At 73.2% G+C, this 18,749-nt stretch carries 20 protein-coding genes and 1 other RNA gene; 12 read left to right on the forward strand and 9 right to left on the reverse strand.

Annotated elements, in window-relative coordinates; translation table 11 throughout:
- Window positions 1-84 precede the first annotated feature (84 nt).
- The 6 genes from HN031_RS18390 to HN031_RS18415 all read left to right on the forward strand — a co-directional run bounded on the left by HN031_RS18390 (window position 85) and on the right by HN031_RS18415 (window position 5,158).
- Window positions 85-630 carry a hypothetical protein gene (locus HN031_RS18390; RefSeq protein WP_172273539.1) on the forward strand — a complete coding sequence of 182 codons (546 nt, stop codon included), beginning with the start codon at window positions 85-87 and terminating at the stop codon, window positions 628-630.
- The gene (locus HN031_RS18395; RefSeq protein ID WP_172273542.1) at window positions 627-959 is read left to right on the forward strand and encodes a hypothetical protein; all 333 of its coding nucleotides are present in this window, start codon (window positions 627-629) and stop codon (window positions 957-959) included. Before HN031_RS18390 ends, HN031_RS18395 begins: the two co-directional genes overlap by 4 nt.
- Window positions 956-2,947: an alpha/beta hydrolase gene (locus tag HN031_RS22410; RefSeq protein ID WP_172273545.1), complete on the forward strand. Its 1,992-nt coding sequence runs from the start codon at window positions 956-958 to the stop codon at window positions 2,945-2,947. Before HN031_RS18395 ends, HN031_RS22410 begins: the two co-directional genes overlap by 4 nt.
- Window positions 2,948-2,964: 17 nt before the next feature.
- A complete protein-coding gene (locus HN031_RS18405; protein WP_172273548.1) occupies window positions 2,965-3,468 on the forward strand; it encodes a hypothetical protein in 504 nt (167 codons plus the stop codon).
- Window positions 3,469-3,582: 114 nt separating this feature from the next.
- Window positions 3,583-4,470, forward strand: a complete 888-nt coding sequence (panB, locus tag HN031_RS18410; protein ID WP_172273551.1) for a 3-methyl-2-oxobutanoate hydroxymethyltransferase — start codon at window positions 3,583-3,585, stop codon at window positions 4,468-4,470.
- 127 nt (window positions 4,471-4,597) lie between these two features.
- On the forward strand, window positions 4,598-5,158 hold the full coding sequence (locus tag HN031_RS18415) for a hypothetical protein (protein WP_172273554.1): 561 nt from the start codon (window positions 4,598-4,600) through the stop codon (window positions 5,156-5,158).
- Here HN031_RS18415 and HN031_RS18420 read toward each other — a convergent pair whose 3' ends face one another.
- Window positions 5,159-5,371 (reverse strand): hypothetical protein, encoded by a 213-nt coding sequence (locus HN031_RS18420; RefSeq protein WP_172273557.1) that lies wholly within the window; start codon window positions 5,369-5,371, stop codon window positions 5,159-5,161.
- Between the two features lie 23 nt (window positions 5,372-5,394).
- Here HN031_RS18420 and map point away from each other — a divergent pair, with 23 nt between their 5' ends.
- Together map and rnpB are read left to right on the forward strand one after the other, a co-directional pair.
- Window positions 5,395-6,243, forward strand: a complete 849-nt coding sequence (gene map / locus HN031_RS18425) for a type I methionyl aminopeptidase (RefSeq protein WP_172273560.1) — start codon at window positions 5,395-5,397, stop codon at window positions 6,241-6,243.
- A gap of 13 nt (window positions 6,244-6,256) precedes the next feature.
- An RNA gene (rnpB, locus tag HN031_RS18430) (RNase P RNA component class A) lies at window positions 6,257-6,637 on the forward strand.
- A 40-nt stretch (window positions 6,638-6,677) separates the two neighbouring features.
- On the opposite strand, the gene HN031_RS18435 is transcribed toward rnpB, so the two are convergent.
- Both HN031_RS18435 and HN031_RS18440 read right to left on the reverse strand, forming a co-directional pair.
- A complete protein-coding gene (locus HN031_RS18435) occupies window positions 6,678-7,562 on the reverse strand; it encodes a DUF559 domain-containing protein (protein WP_172273563.1) in 885 nt (294 codons plus the stop codon).
- 167 nt (window positions 7,563-7,729) lie between these two features.
- Window positions 7,730-9,190 carry an RNB domain-containing ribonuclease gene (locus HN031_RS18440; protein WP_172273566.1) on the reverse strand — a complete coding sequence of 487 codons (1,461 nt, stop codon included), beginning with the start codon at window positions 9,188-9,190 and terminating at the stop codon, window positions 7,730-7,732.
- Between the two features lie 49 nt (window positions 9,191-9,239).
- Between HN031_RS18440 and yaaA the strand changes: the two genes are divergently transcribed.
- Window positions 9,240-10,019: a peroxide stress protein YaaA gene (gene yaaA / locus HN031_RS18445; protein ID WP_172273569.1), complete on the forward strand. Its 780-nt coding sequence runs from the start codon at window positions 9,240-9,242 to the stop codon at window positions 10,017-10,019.
- A gap of 6 nt (window positions 10,020-10,025) precedes the next feature.
- On the opposite strand, the gene HN031_RS18450 is transcribed toward yaaA, so the two are convergent.
- Genes HN031_RS18450 through HN031_RS18465 form a run of 4 tightly spaced genes read right to left on the reverse strand, consistent with a single transcriptional unit; the run spans window position 10,026 to window position 14,610 of the window.
- Window positions 10,026-11,120 carry an FUSC family protein gene (locus HN031_RS18450; RefSeq protein WP_172273572.1) on the reverse strand — a complete coding sequence of 365 codons (1,095 nt, stop codon included), beginning with the start codon at window positions 11,118-11,120 and terminating at the stop codon, window positions 10,026-10,028.
- A gap of 12 nt (window positions 11,121-11,132) precedes the next feature.
- A complete protein-coding gene (locus HN031_RS18455; RefSeq protein WP_172273575.1) occupies window positions 11,133-11,873 on the reverse strand; it encodes a zinc ribbon domain-containing protein in 741 nt (246 codons plus the stop codon).
- Complete coding sequence (locus HN031_RS18460; RefSeq protein ID WP_172273578.1) at window positions 11,870-13,036, reverse strand: Nif3-like dinuclear metal center hexameric protein; 1,167 nt, start codon at window positions 13,034-13,036, stop codon at window positions 11,870-11,872. The genes HN031_RS18455 and HN031_RS18460 overlap by 4 nt, the downstream gene beginning before the upstream one ends.
- Before the next feature lie 41 nt (window positions 13,037-13,077).
- On the reverse strand, window positions 13,078-14,610 hold the full coding sequence (locus HN031_RS18465; RefSeq protein WP_172273581.1) for an AMP-binding protein: 1,533 nt from the start codon (window positions 14,608-14,610) through the stop codon (window positions 13,078-13,080).
- A 148-nt stretch (window positions 14,611-14,758) separates the two neighbouring features.
- Between HN031_RS18465 and HN031_RS21140 the strand changes: the two genes are divergently transcribed.
- Genes HN031_RS21140 through HN031_RS18480 form a run of 3 tightly spaced genes read left to right on the forward strand, consistent with a single transcriptional unit; the run spans window position 14,759 to window position 17,386 of the window.
- A complete protein-coding gene (locus HN031_RS21140; RefSeq protein ID WP_216652536.1) occupies window positions 14,759-15,217 on the forward strand; it encodes a hypothetical protein in 459 nt (152 codons plus the stop codon).
- On the forward strand, window positions 15,159-16,730 hold the full coding sequence (locus HN031_RS18475) for an ATP-binding protein (RefSeq protein WP_367650816.1): 1,572 nt from the start codon (window positions 15,159-15,161) through the stop codon (window positions 16,728-16,730). Before HN031_RS21140 ends, HN031_RS18475 begins: the two co-directional genes overlap by 59 nt.
- Window positions 16,715-17,386 (forward strand): response regulator transcription factor, encoded by a 672-nt coding sequence (locus HN031_RS18480; protein WP_172273587.1) that lies wholly within the window; start codon window positions 16,715-16,717, stop codon window positions 17,384-17,386. The genes HN031_RS18475 and HN031_RS18480 overlap by 16 nt, the downstream gene beginning before the upstream one ends.
- Here the strand turns inward: HN031_RS18480 and HN031_RS18485 are convergent.
- Window positions 17,376-18,266, reverse strand: a complete 891-nt coding sequence (locus tag HN031_RS18485; RefSeq protein ID WP_172273590.1) for a serine/threonine-protein kinase — start codon at window positions 18,264-18,266, stop codon at window positions 17,376-17,378. The genes HN031_RS18480 and HN031_RS18485 overlap by 11 nt on opposite strands.
- Before the next feature lie 45 nt (window positions 18,267-18,311).
- Window positions 18,312-18,695 (reverse strand): hypothetical protein, encoded by a 384-nt coding sequence (locus tag HN031_RS18490; protein WP_172273593.1) that lies wholly within the window; start codon window positions 18,693-18,695, stop codon window positions 18,312-18,314.
- Window positions 18,696-18,749 lie beyond the last annotated feature (54 nt).

Below are 18,749 nucleotides of genomic sequence, written 5' to 3' on the forward strand. Positions count from 1 at the left end.
CCTGCGCCCGTCCTGCGTCGACCTCCTTCCACAGGAGCGGCCTCCCGGGTTTGAGGAGGCCCTCGCAGCGGAAGGAAGGAGGTCATGACGCCTCCTCCGACAGACGCGTTCCCTCCCGACCGGCCCACCGACCCGGCCTCCTCCGACCCCGCGATGGCCGACCCGATGCTCCGTGTCCTGCGTGAGCGCCACCCGGAGGTCGACGTGGTCGTCCTGCCGCAGCAGGCGCCGGCCCCCGTCGCACCCGAGCTGACCGCGGCCGAGCGTGACGGGCTGGCGGCCGCCCTCGACCGCTCGCTCGACGACCTGCTCGCCCGGGTCGTCCCCGACCCGGAGGCGGCACCCGTCGTGCGCGAGGCGCGGTGGCACACCGACGAGTGGGGGCAGAGCTGGTACTCCTGCACCGCCGTGGTCGGCCCGCTCGCCACCGGTGGCAACATCGCGCTCCTCCGCGCCACCGGCCACGCGCTGGTCGGCCTCGGCTGGCAGGCACGACCCGTGCCCGGCGACCGTCCCCGCCTCGTCGCGCGCCGCCGCGGCGGGCTCGAGGGCGCCGCCACCGTCCGGCCCGACTCGGTGGTCCTGGACCTGCGGACCGCCAAGGTGCGCGCCGTGCAGGAGGTCGCGTGATGACGCTGCAGATGTGGACCGCGACCCTCGCCCGGGCCCGCACCGCCTGGGAGGAGCAGTCCGAGGGCCTCGACGGCCCGCGCAAGAACCTCGCTCAGGCCGACCCCGCGCTCCTCGGGCCGGCCGTGCAGGGCGCGGCGGACGCGTTCCTCACGACGTGGGAGCAGCGCGTCCTCGCGCTCCGCGACCGGGCGTCCGGCCACGCTGACGCGCTCGCCCAGACGATGTACGACCTGCTGCTCACCGACCAGGAGAGCGTCCAGGCCACCCAGGGCCTCCTCCTGTGGGAGGACCGCGACACCCAGCCCGTCGAGGCGGTGGGCCCGTGACGACGATCGCCGTCCCGGCCTGGCTGCCGCGCGAGCCCGAGCTGGAGGTTCAGGAGTCGTCGGGCGCGGTGCTCACCGACGTACGCGCCGCTGCGACCGCCGTGAGCGACGTCGCTGACTGGGCGCGGGCCAACGGTGCTCCCGACGACTTCGCGGGTGACGCCGCGGATGCCGCCGACCACGCGGTCACGCGGTTCGCCGGCGACACCGACGTCGTGCACGCCGCCCTCGAGCGCGGCGCCCTGGCCATCGACACGTTCCTGACCGCGATGCGGCAGCGCCGCACCGAGCACGACGAGCTGATGGAGCGCCGGCAACGGCTCAACGACGACCGGGAGGCACTGCTCGCCCGCATCGAGGGTGCCACCGCGGACCAGGTCGAGGCCCTGCAGGCCGAGGCGTCCGCGCTGCGGCAGCGCTTCACCTCCTACCACCAGGACCTCGTCGCGTGGCGCGACCGGGTCGACGCCGACGAGCAGGCGGCGGTCCGCGCGCTCGCGGCCGTCGACGAGCTCGCGGAGGGCGTCACCGCCGCGGCCGACCCCGCCCGCGTCGACACCGGGGCCCTGGCCTCCGAGCTGCGCCGCCTCGGCACCGACACCGACGCGGTCAACGCCTGGTGGAACGGGCTGTCCCAGGCCGAGCGCAACGCCCTGATGATCAGCGACCCCGACCTGGTCGGCAACACCAACGGAGTCCCGACCGGCGACCGCGACGAGGCCAACACCTCCGCCGTCCAGCGCGACATCGAGTACCTCCTCGGCCTCCAGGCGTCCGGACAGGACCTCAGCGCGTCCGAGCAGCGCTGGCTGGAGAACGCCCAGTCGATCGAGCTGGCCGTCGCCAACGCCTCCTCGGCGCAGTACGCCGCCCTGGGCGTCGACGCCTTCGTGATGGCCTACCAGCCCCACGCCTTCGGCGGCGACGGCATCGCGGCGGTGGCCTACGGCGACCCCGACACGGCCGACCACACCGCGGTCTACGTGCCCGGCATCATGCAGGACGGCACCCAGATCGACGAGAACGGTGCGCAGGCGCTCAACCTCTACGAGGAGACGCTCAACAGCATGCTGGCCGAGGACCCGCCCCGGCCGGGCTCCGTGTCGACCATCGCCTGGATCGGCTACGACTCGCCCAACTTCAACCCCGAGTCGATGTGGCCGTGGGACCTCGGCGACTCCGCCGGCGACGTGGGCCACACCGTGACCGAGGCCAACGCGCAGGCCGGCGGACTTGCGCTCTCGCAGTTCGTCGACGGCCTCAACAGCACCCACTCCGAGGGCGACCAGCCGCACCTGACGGTCATCGGCCACAGCTACGGATCCACCACGTCGTCCTACGCTGCGGTCGGCGGCATGGACGCCGACTCGCTGGTCCTGATCGGCAGCCCGGGCGCCAGCGAGGGAGCCCACCACGCCTCCGACCTCAACATGCCGCCCGGCCAGGTGTTCGTCGGTGCCGCCGACAACGACCCCGTCTCGTGGCTGGGCGGCGAGGACGGCCTCCTCCCGGGTTCGTGGGACGACAGTCTCGGCCTCGGCCAGGACCCGGCGCAGAGCGACTTCGGCGCCCACGTCTTCGGCGTCGACAACGGCCAGGAGTTCCACGGGCCGGGTGGGCTCGTCAGCACCGGCTTCATGCAGAACCACGTCAACTACTTCGACGACGGCAACCCCGCGCTCGCCAACATGGCCGACATCGTCTCGGGCAACTCCGACGACGTCGTCGACACCGGCGGCCGCACCCAGGACGCGCACGACTACCTCTACGACTGGGCGGGCGAGGAGGTGCAGCACCACGTGGTCGAGCCGGTCGTCGAGACCTACGAGGACGTGCGTGACGGGGTGGTGCAGACCTACGAGGGCGTGCGCGACGGTGTCGTCGACACCTATGAGGGCGTGCGCGACGGTGTCGACGACGCGGTCGAGGGCGCGCAGGACGCCTGGGACGACGCGTGGGAGAGCGTGTGGCCTCCGCGGTGGCCGTGACAACTAGGTTGGGTGCCATGCGCACCGCACTCACCCTGCTCACGCTCGCGGCGCTCCTCGGCGCCACCTCGGCCTGCAGCCTCGGGGGCGACGAGGTGCCCGCGAAGACCCGCGAGCAGGAGGTCGTCGACACCGTCGACGAGGCGGTGCCGCTGGCCCGCGACGCGCTGGGCGCCACCACCGCCGTGGTCGACGGCAAGTGGAACAGCTGCCCCGGCGGCGTCGGGCACCGCTTCCAGGGTGGCGGGACGCTCACCGCTCCAGAAGGCGACGGTGCGGCCCAGCTCGAGGCCGTCCGCGAGGCGCTCGTCGGTGGGGGCTTCGACGACGAGACGCAGGCCGACGGCCACGTCAGCGTCGTACGCCGCGGGGTCGAGCTCGACTTCTCCCAGCAGCTCGCGGCCAAGGCGCCGGGCACGTGGTCGATGAGCTTCCAGGGTCCGTGCCACCGCTACAGCGGCGACGACGAGGACTACGTGGAGGCGCAGAACCTCCAGCCCGCCCGCACGCTGGTCGAGTGATCCGTCGCGCCGCGTGTGAGCGCCGCCACACGGACGTACCCGCGGGTTCGGCACTAGCCTGACGAACGGTCCGTGGACTCCACCGGGGAGCTGCGAGACGACGAGGAGCGCACGATGTCTGCACAGTCCGCACAGCCTGCTCAGCCCGCACAGCCCGAGGAGACCGCCCCCTACGGCTCCGGCCCGGCCGCTCCCCCCGCGGCCCCCGTCCGGCGGGTCCGCACCCATCATCTCCGCGAGATGAAGGAGCGCGGGGAGAAGATCACCATGCTGACGGCCTACGACATGTACACCGCGGCGACGTTCGACGAGGCGGGCATCGACCTCCTCCTCGTGGGCGACTCCGCCTCCAACAACGTCTACGGCAACGAGACGTCGCTGCCGGTCACCGTCGACGAGCTCCTCCCCCTGACCCGCGCGGTCGCCCGGTCGGTCACGCGGGCGATGGTCGTCGGCGACCTGCCCTTCGGCAGCTACCAGGCGTCCCCCGAGCAGGGCTACCTCACGGCGGTCCGGTTCATGAAGGAGGCCGGCGTGCACTGCGTCAAGCTCGAGGGCGGCGCCGAGATGGCACCGGTCATCCAGAAGTGCACGCAGGGCGGCATCCCCGTCATGGCGCACATCGGCTTCACGCCCCAGTCCGAGCACACCCTCGGCGGCTACCGCGTCCAGGGCCGCGGCGAGGCGAGCGACCGCGTCGTCGCCGACGCGCGGGCGGTCCAGGAGGCCGGCGCGTTCGCCGTGGTGATGGAGATGGTGCCCGGCGACGTGGCCGAGCAGATCAGCAAGGAGCTCACCATCCCGACGATCGGCATCGGCGCCGGCGCGGGCTGCGACGGGCAGGTGCTGGTCTGGCAGGACGCGTTCGGCCTGCGCACCGGCCGGATGGCGCGCTTCGTCAAGCAGTACGCCGACGTGCACGGCGTGCTCCTCGACGCGGCCCGGGCCTACGCCGACGACGTGCGCGGCGGCACGTTCCCCGGGCCCGACCACACCTTCTAGCTCCCGTCCTCACTCCTGTCCGCGCCGGTCGTCCGGCGCTTGGACGAGCACGCCGGGACGCAACCCCCGGTGACAACGCCCTCCGGGACCGGCAGGATCAGGCATCCAGCGACGCGAGGAGTGAGCGGTGAGCGAGACCCCGGTCAAGAAGACGGCTGCGACGAGCAAGACGATCAGGAAGTCGCCGGCGAAGAAGTCGGCGACCACGAAGTCGGCGAACACGAGGACGGCGACCAAGAAGTCAGCGACCACGAAGTCGGCGACCACGAAGTCGGCGACCGCGAGGACGCCCGCGAAGAAGTCGACCGCCACGAAGGCGCTGGCGAGGAAGGCCCCTGCCAAGAAGACGACCGCCAAGAAGGCGCCGGCCGGCGGGAGCGGCACCGCCAGGACCACCCCGTCGACCAAGCCGGTCGCCACGGCCGCCCGGCGGTCCCCCGCCGAGCGTGCCGCCGACGTCGGGGCGCAGGCCGTCGCGACGGCGGCGCTGGTCCAGAAGGTCGCCTCGGAGACGGCCGAGCGGGTCGCCGCCGAGACCGCCGCCCGCGTCAGCCAGCAGTACGAGGCGGCGATCGCCGAGCTGACCAAGACCCTGGACAAGAGCATTAAGAAGGCACTGAAGAGCGTGCGTGCGGCCGCGGACGCCGCTCAGTCGGCTGCGCCGGGCAAGGGCAAGAAGAAGAAGTGATCAGCGCTCGCTGACCCGACCGTCCGGCCCGGGCTCGTCGTCGTTCCACTCCAGGTCGTTGTCCCACGCCTCGTTGCGCTCGGCCACCTTCTCGAGCGCGTGCGACGCCTCGTCGGCGGTGGCGTAGGGCCCGAGGCGGTCGGAGTTCTTGCAGCCGTCCCGGCCCTCGACCGCGTGGTGGGTCAGGCAGAACCAGTATTCGTTCTCGCTCATGACCCGAAACTACACTCGCGCACGTGCCTGTCGTCGCCCCTGCCACCATCTCCCCGCGCCGGGCCGTCCCGGCGCACATCCCCCGCCCGGAGTACGTCGACCGCCCGGCGCCCCAGCGCTTCACCGGCGAGGAGGTCAAGGACGCCGAGACCATCGAGCGGATGCGGATCGCCGGCCGGCTGGCCGCGCAGGCACGCGAGCTCGTCGGCGCGCACGTCGTACCCGGGGTCACCACCGACGAGCTGGACCGCATCGGGCACGAGTTCCTCTGCGACCACGGCGCCTACCCCTCGACCCTGGGCTACCGCGGCTTCGCCAAGTCGCTGTGCTCGAGCGTCAACGAGGTCATCTGCCACGGCATCCCCGACTCCCGGGTCGTCGAGGACGGCGACATCGTCAACATCGACATCACCGCGTTCATCGACGGCGTGCACGGCGACACCAACGCCACCTTCCTGGCCGGCGACGTCGACGAGGAGACGCGCCTGCTCGTCGAGCGCACCCGCGAGGCGCTCGACCGGGCGATCAAGGCGGTCAAGCCCGGCCGCCGGGTCAACATCATCGGACGCGTCATCGAGGCCTACGCCAAGCGCTTCGGCTACGGCGTCGTCCGCGACTTCACCGGCCACGGCATCGGCACCTCGTTCCACTCCGGCCTGATCATCCCCCACTACGACGACCCGCGCTTCGACGACGAGATCCGCGTCGGGATGACCTTCACGATCGAGCCGATGCTCAACCTCGGCACCCCCGACTACGACATGTGGGACGACGGCTGGACCGTGGTCACCCAGGACGGGCGGCGCTCCGCCCAGTTCGAGCACACGCTCCTCGTCACCGCGGATGGCGCCGAGGTCCTGACCCACCCCTAGACTCCTCCGCGAGTGGGTCGGCCGGGCGGCCGCGGCTCGTTCCTCCGGGTCTGACCCGAAGTGGCGGGTCGAGGAAGGTCCGGGCTCCACAGGGCAGGGTGGTGGCCAACAGCCACCCGGGGCAACCCGCGGGATCAGTGCCACAGAGAACAGACCGCCTCCCGGCGTGCCGGGCGGTAAGGGTGAAACGGTGGTGCAAGAGACCACCAGTGCGCCGGGCGACCGGCGCAGCTAGGCAAACCCCACCCGGAGCAAGATCAGACAGGATGCGTTCGAGGGCGGCCCGCCCGAGCATCCGGGTAGATCGCACCAGGCGGCCGGCAACGGTCGTCGCAGATGGATGGTCGCCCCCGCGTCAGCGGGACAGAACCCGGCCTACAGGCCGACCCACTCCCGGCCTGTCGGACAGGACGAACCCTCAGACGCGTCCCTCGTCACGCGGGGACCGCCCACCCACCGCCGGCTTCCTCCTGTTCGACAGGCCGTGCAACCTGCGCGAGGACCCACCGGACGTAGGCCTGGTCGAGCATCACCTGCTCCCACGTGAAGCGGAAGACGCGCCAGCCGTGGATCACCAGCAGGTTGTAGCGCGCACAGTCGCGGGCATGCGCCGCGCGGGTCGCGTGGAACGTCCAGGAGTCCGCCTCCAGCACGACCCTCAGCGCCCGTGAGACCAGGTCCGGGTGGACGGTGCCCGACCCGAGGTCGACCGCCTGCTGGGGCTCCACCTCGAGCCCCGCCAGGATGCACAGCGCCCGCAGCACGGACTCGAACGGGTTCGCAGCCCGCCCGTCGGCGTACACCAGCACCCGACGTACGGCCGCCGCACCGGCGCCGCGCACACGTACGCCGTCGAGCTCGGCGCGCCTGACCGATCCGGTCCGCAGCGCGGAGTCTGCGATCGCCAGCGCCTCGTCGAAGGGAAGGTGACGGGCACAGTCGATGACGGTCCTGAGCGGGCCGGTCACGCCGGTGACCAGGTCGTCCTCCGCGACCGGCATCCACACCACGCGTACGCCCTCCCGCCGGCTCGCGGCCAGGTGGCGCCGTGGGTTGACGGCGACCTCCGGCTCCGGAGGCTGCTCCTTCGTCGCCCAACCGTGGTGGGCCGCCGCACTCCGCAGGCACACCACGCCGGAGAGCGCGGACGCCGCACGACGGGCGTCCTCGGCGGTGGGCACCACGTAGCGGTGCCGCGACGCCCTGAGGACGGTCCCCCGGCGCACCGCGCCTCTCAGCGCTCGGCGCGTCGTCAGCCGCAGCAGCTGCGCGTGGCTGGCCACGCCGCCGTGTCGCTGCAGCGCCTCGACCGGGTCCATCGCGCCAGCCTGCCAAGTCCGGCGCACCGCGCGCCGTCGCTCTCCACAGGCGGCCCGTCAGACAGGACGAACCCCGGGACCAGAGGGCAGGCGAGCGTACGACCCGCGGCTCGCGCGGACTTCGTCCTGCCCGACAGGCCGACGCGCCGCGCGGGCCGCCGTACGCCTCACGCCAGGCGGAACTCCACCGTCCGGGTGCGGGGGTCGGCCTGCACCAGCTCGACGGTGACCTCCTCCCCCAGCGGGAGGTCGGCGGAGCCCACGACGCTCGCCTCGATGGCGGGGTCCTGGATGGTGATGTCGCCCTTCTTCTTGTCCTTCTCGTCGAGGTCGACGACGACCGCGGTGAAGGTCTCGCCGACCCGGTCGCTGAGCAGCTCGGCCTCGCAGAGGTTGACCACGGCGTTCTCGTACTGGTTGGCGCGCCGGCCGGAGCTGGTCATCGTGTCGGGCAGCTCGGCCATCGCGCTGATCACCCAGTCGGGGACCTCGGTGCCGGCGCACAGCGCCACGCAGATCTCGCCGGCGTAGCGGTCGGCGAGGCGTCGCAGCGGCGCGGTGACGTGGGCGTACTCCGAGGCGAGCGCCGAGTGCTGCGCCTGTTCGGGGAGCTCGCCGTTGAACGTGACGTAGCCCGCGCCGCGCAGCAGCCGGGTGCAGGCCACGATCATCGCCGCGTGGGTGGGCCGCGACGGGTCGAGGGTGCGGATGAAGTCGGGGTAGAGCTGCTCGGCCGGCCACTCGATGCCCAGCGCCCGCGCGGTGCGGTGCAGCCGCTGCACGTCGCGGGGGTCGGCGGGAGGCAGCGTGCGCAGGATGCCGACGCGGGCATAGACCATCAGCGACGCCGCGGCCATGCCGGTGAGCAGGGAGATCTGCGCGTTCCAGTTCTCGACGGGCGTGAGGCGGCGGAACTCGAGCTCCCAGTGGCCGTCACCGGTCTCGACGAGCTCCTGCTCGGGCAGCGGCAACGACACGCCGCCGCGGGCGGCCTCGCGGGCCAGCCGCAGCTCGCCGACCTCCTTCAGCAGGCCGATCAGCTCGGGCGCGCGTCCGGCGTCGAGGTCGGCCTGCACCTCGAGGTAGGACAGCTGGGCCCGGGACCTCACCAGCGCCCGCTCGACCTGTACGTCGACGCCCTCACCGACGTCGTCGACGCGGATCGTCCAGAGCAGGGCCGGACGCACCTGGTCGGGAAGCAGCGAGGCCGCTCCCTCGGACAGCACCTTCGGGTGCAGCGGGATCTTCGAGTCGGCGCCGTAGAGCGTCTCGCCCCGGCGGTTGGCCTCGACGTCGACCGGGTCACCGGCCGTGACGAATGCGGCGACGTCGGCGATGGCGTAGTGGACGACGTAGCCGCCGGGGTGGTCGGCGTCGCGTGCGATGTGCATCGCCTGGTCGAGGTCGCGCGCGCCCTCGGGGTCGATGGTGACCAGCTCGATGTCCGTGCGGTCCAGCTCGGGCAGCCGCGGCGCGGCCGCAGCGGCTGCGGCCGCCTCCTCGACGGCGTCGGGGAAGGCCGCGGACAGCTTCATCTCCTGCTGGATGGCGGCGATGCCGTCCCGCATCTCCTGCGCCGTGACGCTCTCCCCGGTCGACCGGACCTTCACCACACGGTTGCTCGGCATGTCCCGACCCTAGCCGGGCGCGACAGCAGCGCGCTCTACGCTTGCCCGCGTGCTGATCCTCCTGCCGCCGAGCGAGGGCAAGACCGCCCCGCGCCGCGGCAAGCCCCTCGACCTCGCCTCCTTGTCCTCGCCCGCGCTGACCGGGACCCGCGCGACGCTCCTCGAGGCCCTCACGACCCTGTGCCGCGAGGACCCCGACAAGGCCGCGGGCGTGCTGGGCCTCAGTCCGGCGCAGCGCGACCTCGTCGAGCGCAACGCCGGCCTGCCCACCGCCCCGACGGCGCGGGCGGACGCGATCTACACCGGTGTCCTCTACGACGCCCTCGGTCCGGCCACCCTCTCCCCCGCCGCCCGCCGCCGCGCGACGTCGCGGCTGGCGGTCACCAGCTCGCTGTTCGGGATCGTCCGGCCGGGGGACCGGATCCCGGCCTACCGGCTCTCCGGCGACGCCGTCCTCCCCGGCGTCGGGTCGGTCGCCGGCGTGTGGCGCGAGGTCCTCGGCGACGCCGTCACCGACGCGATGCGCTCGGGGCTGCTCGTCGACCTGCGCTCCAGCACGTACGCCGCCTTCTGGCGGCCCGCCGCGGACGTCGGTCGCCGGGTCGCGACCGTGCGCGTCCTCCACGAGTCCGGCGGCCGCCGCACCGTCGTGAGCCACTTCAACAAGGCGACCAAGGGACGCATCGTCCGCGCGCTGCTCGAGGACGGCGCCGACCCGCGCACACCAAAGGCCCTTGCCGAGACCCTCACCCGGCTCGGCTGGACCGTCGAGGTCGGCCACCCGACCGCCAGAGGGACCCAGCTCGACGTGGTCGTCACCGACGTCTGAGGGACCTCAGCGCAGCGGGATGACGTCGGTCGCCTCGAGCGGGTCCATCCCGCACAGCGCCAGCAGGTCGGCGATGATCGAGCGCACCTGGGCGAGGATCACCTCCGCCGACAGGTCCTCGCTCCGCTCGACCGTCGCGGTCGCCCGGCCGAGCGCCACCAGGTCCTCGATCACGGCTGTGGCCATCCGGTCCTCGACCAGCTCGTCGGCGACCCGGTCGGCCAGGTCGGCGAGCTCGCGCATGAGCGCGGCGTAGGACGCGGGCACCGGCTCGCGGCGGTGGGCGGCCACCGCCACCCGGCGCACCACGACCCGGGTGTTGCGCAGGGCGACGTCGAGCGGCTCCACCAGCTCGGCGAGCTGGCGCTGGTGCTCGCCGTGGTGCCGCCGGAAGGGCGAGGAGCTGACCACCGACAGGCCCTCCTGCGAGGCCGCGCGCAGCTCGGCGATCAGGGAGTCGGTCTGGCGGGCGTCGCGCAGCACCGCGAGGGCCGCCTCCGCGTCGCCGTCACCGATGCGGTCCGCCGACGAGCGGAGCAGCTCGGCGATCTTGCGGACCACGACGGCCGCCTGGTCGCGTGGGCGCCGCAGCGGCGCGCGGGGCACGATGGTCGCCGCGGCGAGCGCCACGGCCCCGCCGATGAGCGCGTCCGTCCACCGCAGGAACGCATCCCCCGGCGCCGGGGCGAGCGCCGCCACGACGATGCCCTGCACCGCTGCCTGGATGAGCAGCAGCTGGCCGGCGTCGAGCAGCAGCGCGATCGACATGCCGACCGCCACGATCAGCGCGATCTGGAGCCCTCCGGAGCCGATGAGGTGGGTGACGACGTCACCCAGCAGCACCCCGAGGGCGACGCCCACGGTGACCTCGGCGACCCGCCGCTGGCGCTGGCCGTAGGACATCCCCAGCGACACCACGGCCGCGATGGGCGCGAAAAAGGGCAGCCGGTGCCCGAAGACGTCGGCGGCCAGCCACCAGGCGATCCCGGCGGCGACCGCGCACTGGCCGATCACCCACGCCTTGGCCCGCAGCCGGCCGACGCGGGCCCGCAGCGACGTACGACCGCGGGCTGCGACCAGCTCCGCGTCGAGGTAGCGCACGGGTCGCCGCTCTCAAAGTCCCGACTCGTCGGTGCGCACCAGGATGCGCTGGCACTCCTCGCACCGGATGACCTCGTCGGCCGGGGCGGAGCGGATGCGGGAGAGCTCGGAGGCGTCGAGGGTCATGTTGCAGCCCCCGCACTGGCGCGCGCGCAGCAGCGCGGCGCCGATGCCCTTCTGCTCGCGCAGCCGCTCGTAGAGCGCCATCAGGTCGTCGGGCATGCCGTCGATGGCGGGTCCCCGCGCGGCGGTGACCTCCTCCAGCGAGGCGTCGATGGCGGCGCGCCGCTCGTCGCGCGCCGCCACCAGCTCGGCCAGGCGGGCGTCGATGTCCTCGGCGCGGATCCCGAGGCCGTCGAGCACCTGCTGGGCCTCCTCGAGGGCCTGCATCACCTCCAGCTCGGAGTCCTCGAGGCTGCTGATGCGCCGCTCGAGCGAGACCAGCTCGTGCTGCATCCGCTCGAGGTCCTTGGGGTTGGTGATCTGCCCGGTGTCCATGCGGTTGCGGTCGCGCTCACGGCGCGTCCTGACCTGCTCGACCTCGCGGTCGGCCTTCGCCTGCTCGACGGTGAGGTCGTCGACGACGATCCGGGCGTCGCGCACCTGGTCGGTGAGCGCGGTGCGCTCGGCCTCGAGCGCGGCGATCTCGGCCAGCTCGGGCAGGTGCGTGCGCTGGTGCCGCAGCTGCGCGGCGCGCGAGTCGAGCTCGGCGACGTCGAGGAGCGCGACCTGGTGGGTGGGATCGGCCTTCAACGGCCCTCCTGCTTCGGTGACGACTGGGGTGACGACTCATGGCTGCCAGGACGGAACGTCCACGGGTCCGTGCACAGCGTGCTGACCCGGGTCTCGACCCTATCGCCCAGCGCCCGGCGCAGCCGAGCCTCCACCACCGGGAGCCAGGTCCACTCGGCCGCCCAGTGCGCGACGTCGACCAGCGCCGGCCCGCCGTGCTCGAGGAACTCACCCGCGCGGTGGTGCCGCAGGTCGCTCGTCACGTAGACGTCGGCATCGCCGTGGGCGAGCTCGTCGAGGAGGAAGTCGCCTGCGCCGCCGCACACTGCGACCCGCCGCACCCGGCGGGCCGGGTCGCCGGCGACCCGTACGCCGTGGGCGGTGGCGGGCAGTGCCTGCGCGACCCGCGCCGCGAACTGCTCCAGCGTCGTCTCCTCCACCGCGCCCACCCGCCCGGTCCCGGTGGTGGCGAGGCCGGCGTCGGCCAGCGGCAGGACGTCGAACGCCGGCTCCTCGTAGGGGTGCGCGGCGAGCAGCGCCCGCACGACCGCCGTACGACGCCCGCGCGGCAGCACGGCCTCGATCCGCACCTCCTCGACCACCTCGAGGTCGCCGACCCGGCCGATCGCGGGCGAGGCGCCGTCGAGCGGGCGGAAGCGGCCCTCGCCCGGCGTCGACCAGGTGCAGGAGTCGTAGTCGCCCAGCCGGCCCGCACCAGCAGCGGTCATCGCCGCGCGCACGGCGTCCGCTGAGGGGGCTGGGGCGAACACGACGACCTTGTCGAGCGGCTCGCCGGGCGCGGGCCGGATCGGGACGGCGTCGACGAGCCCGAGAGCGGAGGCCAGCGCTTCGGAGACGCCGGCCTCCGCCTGGTCGGCGTTGGTGTGCGCCGTCAGCAGCGCGCACCCTCCCGCGGTGAGCGTGTGCAGCGTGCGGCCCTTGGGCGTGGTCGCCGCCACCGAGCTGACCGGGGTGAGGAGGAGCGGGTGGTGCACCACGAGCAGGTCGGCACCCCACGCGACGGCCTCGCGGGCGACCTCGAGCGTGGGGTCGACCGCGAACGCGACGCGGGAGACCTCGGCCGCGGGGTCCCCGGCCACCAGGCCGACGGCGTCCCAGGCGTCGGCGCTGCGCGGCGGGTACCAGTCGTGGAGGAGGTCGACGACGTCGGCGAGGGTGGGCATGGCGCCAGTATCGAGGATCCGCCGGGGACGGGCGGCGGGGCTCAGTTGACCTGCCGGTCGTGGCCCTCCCAGTAGGGCTGGCGCAGCTTGAACTTCTGCAGCTTGCCTGTCGCGGTCCGGGCCAGCTCGTCGCGGACCTCGATGGAGGTCGGCGCCTTGTAGCCCGCGGCCCTGTCCTTGCACCACGCGATCAGCTCGGCCTCGTCCGCAGTGGCTCCGTCGGCCAGCACGACGAGCGCCTTGATGGTCTCGCCCCACTTCTCGCTCGGCACCCCGATGACCGCGACCTCGGCGACGGCCGGGTGGGAGAACAGCACGTCCTCCACCTCGATCGAGGAGACGTTCTCCCCGCCGGTGATGATCACGTCCTTCTTGCGGTCGCTGATCGAGAGGTAGCCGTCGTCGCCGATCGCTCCCCCGTCGCCGGTGTGGAACCAGCCGTCGACCAGCGCCTTCGACGTCTCGTCCGGGCGCTCCCAGTAGCCCTCGAGGATCACGTTGGACCGCGCCAGCACCTCGCCGTGCTCGTCGGTGCGCAGCCGTACGCCGATGGCCGGCGCCCCGGCCCGCACCAGCTTGGCGGCCCGGTCCTCGGCGGACAGGTCGTCCCACTCGGATCGTGAGCGGTTGACGGTCAGCAGCGGCGAGGTCTCGGTCAGGCCGTAGATCTGGACGAACTCCCAGCCGAGCTCCTCCTCGACCCGCACGACGGTCCTCGTCGGCGGCGGGGCGCCGGCCATGATGATCCGCACCCGGTCCCGGCCCGGGATCTCGCCCTCCCAGTCCTGCGCGGCGTCGAGGACCGCGGCGGCGACCGCCGGCGCTGCGCACATCACGGTGACCCCGTGCTGCTCGACCCGGCGCAGGATCTCCGCGCCGTCGACCTTGCGGAGCACCACCTGCGGCACGCCGAGGCCGGTCATCGCGAAGGGCATCCCCCAGCCGTTGGCGTGGAACATCGGCAGGGTGTGGAGGTAGACGTCGCGGTCGCTCACCCCGGCGTGCAGGCCGAAGGTCACCGCGTTGGTCCAGAGGTTGCGGTGCGTCAGCTGCACGCCCTTGGGCCGTGCCGTCGTGCCGGAGGTGTAGTTGATCGTCGCGGTGGCGTTCTCGTCCGGCTCCCAGTGCCTGGGCTCCGTCCCGGGGGCGGCATACATCGACGCGTCGTCGCCGAGCACGAAGGTGTGCTCGACGTCGATGCCCCTCAGCGTCTCGACGAGCTCCGGGTCGACGTAGAGGACCCGTGCGCCCGAGTGGGACACGATGTAGGAGATCTCGTCGGCGCGCAGCCTGAAGTTGATCGGCACCAGGACCCGGCCCGAGCCGCTCACGCCGAAGAACGACGTGAGGAGGCGAGCCGAGTTGTGGCTCACGATCGCGACGCGCTCCCCGACCCCGATCCCGAGCTCGTCGAGCCGCGCCGACTGGCGGCGGGAGAGCTCGTACGCCTCGGCGTAGGTCAGCGTGCCGAGCGGGTCCGCGGGCTGGTCGGGCTCGTCGATGATGCCGGGACGCTCGCCGTAGACGGCAGCGGCCCGCTCGATGAAGTCGGTGACGCTGAAGGGGACGATCATGATCCCACTGTGGCATGCGTCACCCGCCCCGACGAGGGCCCCGACAGCGGCTGCGGCGGACGGTCGCGCGGCCGCGACGAGCGGCCGGATGAGAGGTCTCTCATCTCCGTCTCATCCTCCTGCGACGACCGGGCGCGACCATCGCGCCATGAGCCAGCTGGTGAAGGGGGTGGTCCTCCTCGTGCTCGTGGTCCCGGTGACGGCCTACGTCGCGACGTCGCTCGCCACCCCGGACCTGCCCGGTCCCGGGGACCACAGCCCGGTGATCCTGCGCGACGGCCCGTCGACCCCGGACTCCACCCCGGACTCCACCCAGGACTCCCGCCCGGACTCCCGCACTTCCAGCCCGACCACCAGCACCACCCCGAAGCCCGCCCCTCGGCCGATCCCGACGCCGACCCCCACGCGGGCCCCGACGCCGCCCCCCACGCCGTCCCCGACGCCCGGGGACCGCGACGGCTCCGGTCGCGACGACGCCGTGGTCGTGACACCGCAACCCACGCCCATCGGCGAGGATGACGACGACGAGTGGGATGACGGTGACGACAGTGACGACACGACCGACGACGAGACCGACGACGACGGGGACGACGGCGGGGACGACTGACGGTGCCCCGCGCCGCTTCGCGCAGGTCTCCGTCCGGACCCGCATCGCCGCCGTCATCGCCCTGCTCACCGCCGCCGCGATGACCGGTGCCGGGATCCTCGTCTACGCCCTGGAGTCCGCGCGCATCGAGCGCGCCGTCAACGACCAGATCGAGCAGGAGATCGCCGAGTTCCGCAACCTGCGCGTCGACCCCAACACCGGTCGCCCGTTCGACGACGTCGGCCGCGTGCTCAACGTCTTCCTCACCCGCAACGTCCCCGACGACGACGAGATGCTCGTCGGCTACGTGCGCGGCGAGGTGCCGGAGCGCACGGCCAACCGCTACGGCCAGGAGGTGCTGGACGAGCCCGACTACCAGGACGCCCTCGCCGAGCTCGCCGACGCCGGCGGCACCCGGGTCATCGAGTCGCCGACCTTCGGCGAGACGTGGGTGACGCTCGTGCCGGTGACCAACACCCAGGGCGACGGGGCGCTGGTCATCGTCAACTTCCTGCGCGACGAGCACGAGGAGCTGGACCGGACGCTGCAGACGTACGCCCTCATCGCCCTGCTGTCGCTCGGCCTCATCACCACGATCGCTGCCTTCCAGTCCGGCCGGCTGCTCGCGCCGCTGCGCACGCTCGAGGAGACGGCCCGCGAGATCACGGCGACGGACCTGTCGCGGCGCATCCCCGAGCGCGGCAACGACGACATCACCGCGCTCACCCGGACCATCAACGGCATGCTCGAGCGCCTCGACGCCGGCTTCGCCGCCCAGCGCCAGTTCCTCGACGACGCGGGCCACGAGCTCAAGACCCCGCTCACCGTCGTCCGCGGGCACCTCGAGCTGCTCGACCACGGCGACGCCGAGGACCTGGCCGAGACCCGCGAGCTGCTGCTCGACGAGGTGGACCGGATGTCGCGGCTCGTGGGCGACCTCGTCCTGCTCGCCAAGAGCCGGCGCCACGACTTCCTGGTCCTCGGCGAGGTGGACGTGGACGCGCTGACCCGGTCGGTGCTGGCCAAGGCCACCGCGCTCGGCGAGCGGGAGTGGCGGCTCGACGGCACGGCGAGGGGCCGGGCGGTGCTCGACGAGCAGCGGGTGACCCAGGCGCTGCTCCAGCTCGCCGACAACGCCGTCAAGCACACCGACCCCGGCTCGGTGGTCGCCGTCGGCTCGGCCCGCGAGGACGGCGAGGTCCGGTTGTGGGTCCGCGACGGCGGCGACGGCATCCCGCCCGAGGACCGCGAGGCCGTCCTCGAGCGCTTCGGTCGCAGCACCGTGCGGGCCGGGGACGACGGGTTCGGGCTCGGCCTGAGCATCGTCCGCGCCATCGCCGACGCGCACGGCGGCGTCGTCCGCATCACCGACGCCGAGCCCCGGGGGGCGCACGTCGAGATCGTCCTGCCCGACCGGTCCCTGGGCCGCGACCAGCCACGACCGGCACGTCAGCAGCCCCCGCACCGACCCCGGCAGCAGCCCCGCCACCAGCCCGGCCCGCACATCGAGGAGACGACGTGGCCCAGATCCTGATCGTGGAGGACGAGGAGCGCATCGCCTCGTTCGTGGCCAAGGGCCTGCGTGCCGAGGGGCACCAACCGACCGTGGCCGGCGACGGACCGAGCGGGCTCGACGAGGCGCTGTCCGGTCGCTTCGACCTGATGGTGCTCGACATCGGCCTGCCCGGCATGGACGGCTTCGAGGTCCTCGACCACCTGCGCTCGCAGGGCAGCCGGATGCCGGTCATCGTGCTGACGGCGCGCGACTCGGTCACCGACACGGTCACCGCCCTGGACAGCGGCGCCGACGACTACATGGCCAAGCCGTTCCGCTTCGCCGAGCTGATGGCGCGCATCCGGCTGCGGCTGCGGTCGCTCGCCCCCGCCGATGCCCCGAGCACCGGGGACGACGTCGTGGTCGGCGGCCTCCGCCTGGACCGGCGTACGCGTCGCATCTCGGGTCCGCGCGGCGAGTCCGAGCTGTCGGCGCGCGAGTTCGCCCTCGCCGAGATCTTCCTGCTCAACCCCGGGCAGGTGCTGACGAGGGAGCAGCTGCTCGACCTCGTCTGGGGCTACGACTTCGACCCCGGCTCCAACGTCGTGGACGTCTACGTCGGCTACCTGCGCAAGAAGCTGGGCACCGACGCGATCTCGACCGTCCGAGGGGTCGGCTATCGGCTCAACCCCTGATCCGGAAGCCGGCCAGCGACCCGCGGGGCAGCCCCGCCAGGACCGGCTCGAGGGCGTCGGCGACCTCGTGGGGCAGCGGCCGCCCGGCCGGGTCGCGACGCAGGCAGGCGTGCACGACGTCGGCCACCGTCGGCGGCACGTCGTCCGGGAGCGGCGCCGGGTCGGCCACCAGCTGCGGGAAGCGCAGGCGCACGTCGTCGGCGTCCGGGTCGCCGTGGGCGAACGGCCGGACACCCGCGACGGCGTGGAACAGCGTGGCGCCGAGCCCCCAGACGTCGGAGGCGTACGACGGCACCGCTCCGCCCGGCGCCGTCGGGTCGCACTGCTCGGGAGCCATGTAGGCGTCGGTGCCGATGGGGTGGCGCAGCCGGCGGGCGTCCTCCTCGGGACGCGCGACCGAGAGGTCGATGAGACGGGCCGGGGCGCCCATGATCACGTTGCTGGGCTTGATGTCGAGGTGCGTCCAGCCGACCTGGCGCAGGTAGTGCAGCGCCGAGGCGACGTCGATCGCCAGCGGCAGGTACTGCTGCTCCTGGAGCCGGCCATGGCGACGGACCAGGCTGGAGAGCCGCGGGCCGTCGATGTGCTCGAGGACGACGTGGGGCCGGTCGCCGTGCTGCCCGTCGCGCAGCCCGCGGACCACGACGGGGTGGTTGATCGTGGCGAGCGCGAGCACCTCCCGGCGCAGCCCGCGCCGGGAGGACTCGTCGTCGACCTGGGAGGGACGCAGGACCTTGACGACGACCGCCGACCACGTGACCTCGTCGAAGCACAGCCACGCCTCGTACGCGGTTCCCCCGCCCAGGCGCTTCAGGGCGCTCAGCCCCGGAGCGAGGAGGTCGCCCTCCCCGAGGTGCCAGCCGTCGTCGCGCGTGCCCATCGTCTTTCCCCTGTCGTCCCGTGTCGTCGCGTCTGGTCGGCCGCGTCAGCCGCGGGTGTCGTTGCGGCTGCGGTCGTTGGTGTTGCCGGCCGTCCTGTCCCGTGTCTTGTCGCCACCGTCGCGCGTCCAGTCACGGGTGTTGTCGCCGCGGCTGTTGTCGCGGTCGCGGCTGACCCCGGTGACGTTGCTCGCGGTGTTGTCGTTGGTGTCGCGGCTGTTGCCGGTGCGGGTGCGGGTCTCGTCGTCACCGTCGTCGTCGTTGGTGTCGTCGTCATCGTCGTCGGCGACGAGCACGAGGGACGGCGCGTCGTCCTCGCGCTTGGCGGCCTCGTCGGCGCCGCTGGCGACGACGGGCGACGACATGCCGATCAGGCCGACCGCGGTCAGGCCGGCGACACCCAGGAGGGCGGTGGGAAGGAGCTTCCTCATCATGGTTCCTCTCGTCAGGGGCCGTGTCGGCCCGATGACGAGGACACTGCTGCG

The organism is Nocardioides sp. zg-1308, from assembly GCF_013155375.1.
In the GTDB taxonomy this organism is placed as follows: Bacteria; Actinomycetota; Actinomycetes; order Propionibacteriales; family Nocardioidaceae; genus Nocardioides; species Nocardioides renjunii.

Bases quoted from the DNA above. Each gene is read 5' to 3' on its own strand.
- HN031_RS18390 (WP_172273539.1), top strand. From the start codon at position 85: ATGACGCCTCCTCCGACAGACGCGTTCCCTCCCGACCGGCCCACCGAC.
- HN031_RS18405 (WP_172273548.1), top strand. From the start codon at position 2,965: ATGCGCACCGCACTCACCCTGCTCACGCTCGCGGCGCTCCTCGGCGCC.
- panB (WP_172273551.1), top strand. From the start codon at position 3,583: ATGTCTGCACAGTCCGCACAGCCTGCTCAGCCCGCACAGCCCGAGGAG.
- HN031_RS18420 (WP_172273557.1), bottom strand. From the start codon at position 5,371: ATGAGCGAGAACGAATACTGGTTCTGCCTGACCCACCACGCGGTCGAG.
- HN031_RS18435 (WP_172273563.1), bottom strand. From the start codon at position 7,562: ATGGACCCGGTCGAGGCGCTGCAGCGACACGGCGGCGTGGCCAGCCAC.
- HN031_RS18440 (WP_172273566.1), bottom strand. From the start codon at position 9,190: ATGCCGAGCAACCGTGTGGTGAAGGTCCGGTCGACCGGGGAGAGCGTC.
- HN031_RS18460 (WP_172273578.1), bottom strand. From the start codon at position 13,036: ATGCCCACCCTCGCCGACGTCGTCGACCTCCTCCACGACTGGTACCCG.
- HN031_RS18465 (WP_172273581.1), bottom strand. From the start codon at position 14,610: ATGATCGTCCCCTTCAGCGTCACCGACTTCATCGAGCGGGCCGCTGCC.
- HN031_RS21140 (WP_216652536.1), top strand. From the start codon at position 14,759: ATGAGCCAGCTGGTGAAGGGGGTGGTCCTCCTCGTGCTCGTGGTCCCG.
- HN031_RS18485 (WP_172273590.1), bottom strand. From the start codon at position 18,266: ATGGGCACGCGCGACGACGGCTGGCACCTCGGGGAGGGCGACCTCCTC.
- HN031_RS18490 (WP_172273593.1), bottom strand. From the start codon at position 18,695: ATGAGGAAGCTCCTTCCCACCGCCCTCCTGGGTGTCGCCGGCCTGACC.